This window comes from Brooklawnia sp., assembly GCF_049651565.1.
GTDB lineage: Bacteria > Actinomycetota > Actinomycetes > Propionibacteriales > Propionibacteriaceae > Brooklawnia.
The window spans coordinates 1-4,920 of the sequence record NZ_JBASCI010000035.1 but is presented as its reverse complement, the minus strand read 5'-3'; the positions used below and the strand labels follow the sequence as shown (position 1 = coordinate 4,920).

The following is a 4,920-nucleotide window of genomic DNA, read 5'->3' as shown; positions in this document are numbered from 1 at the left end:
GCCTGAGACGGCGGCAGGAGCCTTGGCCTGCGGCCTCACCGAGGAGCAGAATTGGCCCCGGCGGGCGGGTCGACCTCGTGTCCAGCCACGCGCTGTGACTTACCAGAGCCGCTCCGACGGCCAAAGTCATGGCGACCCGCCCGTCCCGCTCATCCCAAACTGAAACACGCCTTCTTCAGCAGTCTCCTAGTCGCTGACCGACCCTTCGCAATGTCGAGTGGGGTGTGGTCTTAGGGGCGGGGCTCAGGGCGTGAGGGGCCCGGCTGCGTGGCTCAAGGGTAGAGCCCGGGTGCGGGCTCAGCGGCCGAGCAGCCGCCCGAAGATCCCGCTGGTGGCCTTGACCTGACCCCCGTTGTGGCTGCCGTCGCACCACTGGCCGGCCGGCACGGTCGCCTTGACCTGGGCGATGTGTTGGCCACAGCCCGACCAGGTGGTCTTTCCGCAGGTTCGGCAGGTCACTGGACGGCACATTGGCTTGCTCCTCTGATCGGGTGCGCGATTATGCGATTAGGACGAATGTATACCCAGGGGGGTATGATCCCAAAACATGAATCCCAAGCGAATCGTCATCGTTGGTGGCGTGGCCGGCGGCATGTCGGCGGCCACCCGCCTACGCCGCCTCGACGAGCAGGCCCAGATCGTCGTCCTCGAACGCAGCGCCCACGTCTCCTTCGCCAACTGCGGGTTGCCCTACCACGTCGGTGGCGTGATCGAACAACGGGATTCACTACTCCTCCAGACCCCGCAGTCGCTGGCTGCCCGGTTCGGACTGGACGTCCGGGTTTGCCACGAGGCCACCGGGGTGGACGCCGCCGCCCGCCGCATCAAGGTGCGAAACCTGGCCGACGACTCGACCTACGAGCTCGACTACGACGCGCTGATCCTCTCGCCGGGGGCGCGGCCGGTGCGTCCACCACTGCCCGGAATCGAGCGCGCGCTGTCACTGCGCAACGTTGAGGACACCGATGCGATCGTCGCCGCCTGTGCAGACGCGTCCACCGCAGTCGTCATCGGCGGGGGCTTCATCGGAATCGAGCTGGCCGAGAACCTCGTCCACCGCGGCCTGCGGGTTGGCCTGGTCGAGGCCACCGATCAGGTGATGCCGCCGATCGACCCGGAGCTCGCGGCCATCGTCCACGAGCGGTTGCGGGCCAACGCGGTCGACCTGCGACTGGGTCAGTCGGTGACCAGTATCGGTGCCGCCGACGTGGCGCTCGCCGACGGCTCCCGGCTGCCCGCCGAGGTGGTGATCGCGGCGATCGGTGTGCGTCCCGACACCCAGCTGGCCGAATCGGCCGGTCTGGCGTTGGCGGAGGGCGGGGGCATCCTGGTCGACCAGCAATTCCGCACCAGCGAACCGAGTATCTACGCGATCGGGGACGCGGTGGCGAAGTCGGATGCCATCGGCGAGTGCTCCGCACTGGTGCCGCTGGCCCAGACAGCGAACCTGCAGGGACGCCGGGTCGCCGACGTGATCATGGGCCGTGCCGCGTCCGATCGGCCGGTGCTCGGCACCGCGATCGTCGGGGTGTTCGGGCTGCAGGTGGCGTCCACCGGCTGGAGCGAGAAGCGGCTGCGCGCTGCCGGCCGGCCCTACCGAGCCATCCACACCCATCCGGCCGCCCACGCCGGCTACTACCCGGGCAGCACCCAGATCTCGCTGAAGCTGCTGGTCGACCCCGACACCGATGAGATCCTGGGCGCCCAGGGCGTCGGCGAGGCCGGCGTCGACAAGCGGATCGATGTGATCGCAACGGCCATCACCGGCGGCATCAGGGCCAGCGAACTGGCCGACCTCGAACTTGCCTACGCACCCCAGTTCGGTTCGGCGAAGGACCCGATCAACATGCTGGGCTGGATCGCGTCCAACCTGCGCGACGGGCTCACCGAAACGATCCAGTGGCACGAACTGGACGCCGCGATCGCCGACGGGGCGACCGTGGTGGACGTCCGCACCCCGGCCGAGCACGAGGCCAACGCCATCCCCGGCTCGGTGCTCATCCCGCTGGACGAACTGCGCGACCGGCTGGCCGAGGTGCCGGCCGGAGACCTGGTGGTGCACTGCGCGGTCGGGTTGCGCGGCTACGTGGCAACCCGCATCCTGGAGCAGCAGCGCGACGGGCGCGGTTGGGGACGCGTCCGCAACCTCGACGGCGGCCTGAAGACCTGGCTGGCGGGCACCGCCAGCTGAGCCGGCTGGCCGCGCCGCTGGCGCTCAGGCCAGCGACAGGAAGAGTCGTTCCATCTGGGCGGTGTCGCCATCGCCGTCGGTCACGCACTCCTTCAGGCCGGTCGCGATCACCGCGAACCCGGCCCGGTCGATCGCCTTGCTGACCGCGGCGATCTGGGTGACGACGTCCTGGCAGTCGCGACCCTCCTGGATCATCCGGATGATGCCGCCGATCTGGCCCTGGGCGCGCTGCAGGCGCTTGACCACACCGTCGAGCTCTTCAGGAGACAGCTGCATGGTCAGCCCCTTTCGCTGGGTACCCCCGTGGGTATCAGCTACATCATAGCCCGCCTGCCCACGTAGCCTCGTCGTCCAGTTCGCGCCCGACCCGGGGAACGATCCGGGGTCAATAGGCCTGTTGGATGCGCTGTGGCCGGTACGCTCGAAGGGACTCGTGCACTCACAAACGACAGGACCATCGATGAGTCAGAACCCACAAGGCAGCTACGGCCAGTCCGGCTACACCCAGCCCGGCCAGCCGGGCGGCTCCGGCCCGCAGGACCGGACGCAGGCCGGCGTCCCGCAGCGGCTCACCCCGCCGGAAGGCGCTGCGGTGCTGACGCTGGAGGCGCCAGCTCCGCCGCCGGTCGTGCAGGCCACCCAGGCCCCCGAGCTGGCGCCCCCGGTCACCGAGGAGCAACGGCCGGCGCTGGACGCCAAGGTAAACCAGTTCATGGGCGCGATCATGGCCGAGCAGTCCGGCAGCCCCGAGTTCAGCCGGCAGGCCGATGCCGTGCGCAGCATGGGGGACGCCGACATCCGCCGGGCCGCCGAGATGAGCAACCGGCTGCTGGAGACCCCGCTGAACGAGATGAAGACCGGCGGGCTGTCCGACGTGTCGAGGGTGTCCAGCACCCTGGTCGAGCTACGCCGCATCATCGAGGACCTCGACCCCAGCGAGGTGGGTGCGCAGAAGAAGTTCCTCGGCATCATCCCGTTCGGCGACAAGATTCAGGACTACTTCCGCAAGTATCAGTCCAGCCAGAAGCACCTGAACGCAATACTCCACTCGCTGCGCTCCGGCCAGGACGAGCTGACCAAGGACAACGTCAGCCTCAACATGGAGAAGCAGCAGCTCTGGGACACCATGAACCGGCTGAACCAGTACATCTACCTGGCCGAACAACTCGACAACCAGTTGTCCGCGGCGATCGCCGAACTGCAGGTCACCGACCCGATGAAGGCCGACGCCCTGAACAAGGACGTGCTGTTCTACGTCCGGCAGAAGCACCAGGACCTGCTCACCCAGCTGGCGGTGTCGATCCAGGGCTACCTGGCCATCGACGTCATCATCAAGAACAACGCCGAGTTGATCAAGGGTGTCGACCGGGCGTCCACCACCACCGTGTCTGCGCTGCGCACCGCTGTCATCACCGCCCAGGCGCTGGGCAACCAGAAGCTGGTCCTCGACCAGATCACCGCGCTCAACGTCACCACCTCCGGGCTGATCGAGCGGACCAGCGAGATGCTGCGGGACAACTCGGTCACCATCCAGCAGCAGGCGGCCAGCTCCACGGTTTCGATCGAGGCGTTGCAGAAGGCGTTCGCGAACGTCTACCAGACGATGGACTCCATCGACTCGTTCAAGATCGAGGCGCTCAACACCATGAGCCAGACCATCGGCACCCTGGAGGCCGAGGTCTCCAAGTCGCGGGCCTACCTCGAACGGGCGCGGCAGTCGGACGACCGGAGGGGGCTCGCCGAAGGCATCACCAGCACTCCGAACTACGACCTCGGCTGAGGTTTGCACAACCGATAGAAGGAAGCGATGGGGCTGTTCGCGTGGCTGCGGGGCGACAACAACAAACCGGCTGAGCCGGGAACCGTGACGTCCCCGACGCCGACCAGGGAGGACATCGAGCAGGCCTTGGCCAAGGCGGAACGCATGGTGCTGGAGGGCCACGCGCCCACCCCGGTGCTGGCGCGGGTGCTGCGCATCACCACCGCGGTCAAGGCGATCCTGCCGCGGCTTGCCAACCTCGGCCTAGACTCGCAGGACGCCTACACCGTCGTGGCCACCGCCACCGACTACCTGCCGGAGTCGGTGGCCGGCTACCTGGCGCTGCCCCGGGACTGGGCCGACACCCGCCCGGTCGCCAACGGCAAGTCGTCGCTACTGCTGTTGATCGACCAGCTCGACCTGCTCAGCCTGACAATCTCGCGGATGGCCGACGCCGCCAACCGGATGGACGCCTCGGCGCTGGTCGCCCAGGGCGCATTCCTGAGCACGAAGTTCGGCGGCCCGATGCGCGCGACCCGGCTGGATGACCAGCAGGGCCCCAGTAGCAACCCACTCGACCTCTAGCCGAACCCGAAAGGCCCCTTGTCAGATGACGAGCATCACCCTGCGGAGCGCCCTGGACCAGCTGGCCGAGGTGGCCACCGGAGCCGGCCTCGACCCCGAACAGGCGCGCGCCGAGGGTTCTCAGCTGGCCGCCGCGGTCTCCGAGCCGGCGGTGGGTGCCTACCTCGACTGGGCCGCCGAGCAGGGCCGCGAACCCGACGCCCAGGACTACTTCGCCGCCGCGTCCAAAGGACGCCGCTGGCGGGTCGGCCCCACCCCGCTGATGACTCAGCTCAACAACACCGCCCCGGGTCGGGCCCGGGACTACTCGACCGCGCTGGGCAAGGTGATCTCGGCCGCCTGCACCCTCGGCCAACCCACCCCGCGGGTGGCCGGGCTGGCCGCA

5 protein-coding genes and 1 pseudogene are annotated in these 4,920 nt (G+C 68.6%); 4 read left to right on the top strand and 2 right to left on the bottom strand.

Features of this window, described 5'->3' with window-relative positions; translation table 11 throughout:
- Positions 1-297: 297 nt before the first annotated feature.
- Positions 298-471, bottom strand: a complete 174-nt coding sequence (locus WBL05_RS01845; RefSeq protein WP_424223364.1) for a hypothetical protein — start codon at positions 469-471, stop codon at positions 298-300.
- Between the two features lie 76 nt (positions 472-547).
- Here WBL05_RS01845 and WBL05_RS01840 point away from each other — a divergent pair, with 76 nt between their 5' ends.
- On the top strand, positions 548-2,191 hold the full coding sequence (locus WBL05_RS01840) for an FAD-dependent oxidoreductase (protein ID WP_424223363.1): 1,644 nt from the start codon (positions 548-550) through the stop codon (positions 2,189-2,191).
- 24 nt (positions 2,192-2,215) lie between these two features.
- Here WBL05_RS01840 and WBL05_RS01835 read toward each other — a convergent pair whose 3' ends face one another.
- Entirely contained in the window at positions 2,216-2,467 is a 252-nt protein-coding gene (locus WBL05_RS01835; RefSeq protein WP_424223362.1) for a metal-sensitive transcriptional regulator, read from the bottom strand.
- 184 nt (positions 2,468-2,651) lie between these two features.
- Here WBL05_RS01835 and WBL05_RS01830 point away from each other — a divergent pair, with 184 nt between their 5' ends.
- The 3 genes and pseudogenes from WBL05_RS01830 to WBL05_RS01820 all read left to right on the top strand — a co-directional run.
- A complete protein-coding gene (locus WBL05_RS01830; protein ID WP_424223361.1) occupies positions 2,652-3,971 on the top strand; it encodes a toxic anion resistance protein in 1,320 nt (439 codons plus the stop codon).
- Between the two features lie 27 nt (positions 3,972-3,998).
- On the top strand, positions 3,999-4,535 hold the full coding sequence (locus WBL05_RS01825) for a hypothetical protein (RefSeq protein ID WP_424223360.1): 537 nt from the start codon (positions 3,999-4,001) through the stop codon (positions 4,533-4,535).
- Between the two features lie 25 nt (positions 4,536-4,560).
- Positions 4,561-4,920: pseudogene (locus WBL05_RS01820) on the top strand (AAA family ATPase); the annotation flags it as partial.

What these genes read in the sequence shown, in the direction of transcription:
- WBL05_RS01845 (WP_424223364.1), bottom strand. Translation starts at nt 471, where the DNA reads ATGTGCCGTCCAGTGACCTGCCGAACCTGCGGAAAGACCACCTGGTCG.
- WBL05_RS01840 (WP_424223363.1), top strand. Translation starts at nt 548, where the DNA reads ATGAATCCCAAGCGAATCGTCATCGTTGGTGGCGTGGCCGGCGGCATG.
- WBL05_RS01835 (WP_424223362.1), bottom strand. Translation starts at nt 2,467, where the DNA reads ATGCAGCTGTCTCCTGAAGAGCTCGACGGTGTGGTCAAGCGCCTGCAG.
- WBL05_RS01830 (WP_424223361.1), top strand. Translation starts at nt 2,652, where the DNA reads ATGAGTCAGAACCCACAAGGCAGCTACGGCCAGTCCGGCTACACCCAG.
- WBL05_RS01825 (WP_424223360.1), top strand. Translation starts at nt 3,999, where the DNA reads ATGGGGCTGTTCGCGTGGCTGCGGGGCGACAACAACAAACCGGCTGAG.